This window comes from Pseudomonas baetica (assembly GCF_051216495.1).
Classification (GTDB): Bacteria; Pseudomonadota; Gammaproteobacteria; order Pseudomonadales; family Pseudomonadaceae; genus Aquipseudomonas; species Aquipseudomonas baetica_B.
Map to the genome: position 1 here is coordinate 1 of NZ_JBPKAM010000232.1, position 1,768 is coordinate 1,768.

Annotated in this window: 2 protein-coding genes; both read right to left on the reverse strand. The window is 62.2% G+C overall.

Annotation, left to right across the window (positions count from 1 at the left end; translation table 11 throughout):
* Positions 1-91: 91 nt before the first annotated feature.
* Complete coding sequence (locus ACSFE6_RS31430) at positions 92-472, reverse strand: RidA family protein (RefSeq protein WP_435431255.1); 381 nt, start codon at positions 470-472, stop codon at positions 92-94.
* Positions 473-533: 61 nt separating this feature from the next.
* Entirely contained in the window at positions 534-1,655 is a 1,122-nt protein-coding gene (locus ACSFE6_RS31435; RefSeq protein WP_435431256.1) for an agmatine deiminase family protein, read from the reverse strand.
* Positions 1,656-1,768 lie beyond the last annotated feature (113 nt).

Genomic DNA, 1,768 nt, shown 5'->3' on the forward strand with positions numbered 1-1,768 from the left:
CGATAGCGGTGAGTCAGACGACATCAATGTTTGATGTGCCGACGCCATCGCTGGCAAGCCAGCTCCCACAGGGGGCGAGGTGCGGCTGGAATCAGGCCTTGGCGGCCATGGCCACGACTTCCACTTTCATGCCTTCGACGGCCAAAGCGGCGACACCCACGGCGGCACGCACCGGCCACGGCTTGGCGAAGAAGCGCTTGTAGACCTCGTTGAATGCGGCACGGTCGGCCATGTCGGTGAGGTAGATGGTCAGGTGCATGACGCGGTCCATGGAGCTGCCGGCGCGTTCCAACGCGACCTTGAGCGCCTGCAGGGTGCATTCGCTTTGCAGGGTGATGTCGCCCAGTTCCAGGCTGCCGTCGGCACGGGTCGGGATCTGGGTGGACATCAGGATGCCATTGAACGCGGCAACGTCGGAGGAAATGGAATCCTGGTCGGGATCGGGTGTGAAGACGATGTCTTGGTTGGCCATGGGGCTCTCTTGTCTGAGGAGGTAAAGGGGCGCAGTTTACCAGACGCCCCCATGTCCATCGCTAAACCAGCGGCTGATGACTGGTCACGCAGTGGATACCACCGCCTCCGGCCGCGATGGCGTCAATGTTGAGTTGCACCACCTCACGCTCCGGATACAGCCTGGAGAGCAGATCAAAGGCCTTGCGATCGGCCGCCTTGTCGCCGAACTCCGGCGCTATGATCGCCCCATTGATCACAAAGTAATTGATGTAGCCGGCGGCAAAGTCTGGGTTATCGCGGTTGAACTTGCTGCTTCGCGGTTTCAGTGGCGGCGACACGGTGTGCACTTGCAGCTTTCGGCCATCGGCATCGGTAGCGTTCTTCAGGATATCCAGATGCGCACGGGTGACCTTGTTGTCGTAGGACTCGGGGTCGGTGTCGAGGTTGGCGATCACCACGCCCGGCTTGACGAAACGGGCATAGAAATCGACATGGGCATCGGTGATGTCCTTGCCCTTGATGCCCGGCAGCCAGATGATTTTGCGCAGGCCCAGGCGGAACTTGAGCTCTTCCTCGACTTCGGCCTTGCTCCAGTCGGGATTGCGGTTGGCATTGATCCAGCTGCTTTCGGTCATGATCCCGGTGCCGTGGCCGTCCACTTCGATACCACCGCCCTCGCCCACCAGTTCGCTGCGCTGGTAACTGGCCTCTTCGCGCCCGGCCACCAGCTTCGCCAACTTCGCATCCTTGCTGTGGCGCTGCTTGTTGCCCCAGCCGTTGAAATTGAAATCCACGGCGCCGAGGTCGCCTTTGCCATCGACGACAAAATTGGCGCCGATGTCCCGCATCCAGATATCGTCGAGCTCGGTGGTGACGTAGGTGACATTCGCTGTTCCGCAATGCTCTTCGGCCAGGTCCCGCTCACTCTTGCGGCAGAACACGGTCAGCGGTTCATATTCGGCGATGGTCCGCGCAATTCGACCGAGCGCCGCTTGCACGTCCGGGGTGAAGTCTTCCCAGATGGCGTCCTGCGCGCCAAAGGCGATGAACGCCTGTTGATGCTTGTCGCCCTCATCCGGCATGTACCAATGGCCCGCGCTGGCCGCCAGTACTGACGATGGCTTAAGGCCCAGGCCCATGAAGGCGGCTCCCATACCGGCGGCAACCGATACCTGTTTGATGAATTCGCGACGCGTTGACATATTTTTGTTCCTGAAAACTTATAGAGGCCCAATCCTGTGGGGGGGGGGGGGGGGGGGGGGGGGGGGGGGGGGGGGGGGGGGGGGGGGGGGGGGGGGGGGGGGGGGGGGGGGGG

Bases quoted from the DNA above. Each gene is read 5' to 3' on its own strand.
- ACSFE6_RS31435 (WP_435431256.1), bottom strand. From the start codon at position 1,655: ATGTCAACGCGTCGCGAATTCATCAAACAGGTATCGGTTGCCGCCGGT.
- ACSFE6_RS31430 (WP_435431255.1), bottom strand. From the start codon at position 472: ATGGCCAACCAAGACATCGTCTTCACACCCGATCCCGACCAGGATTCC.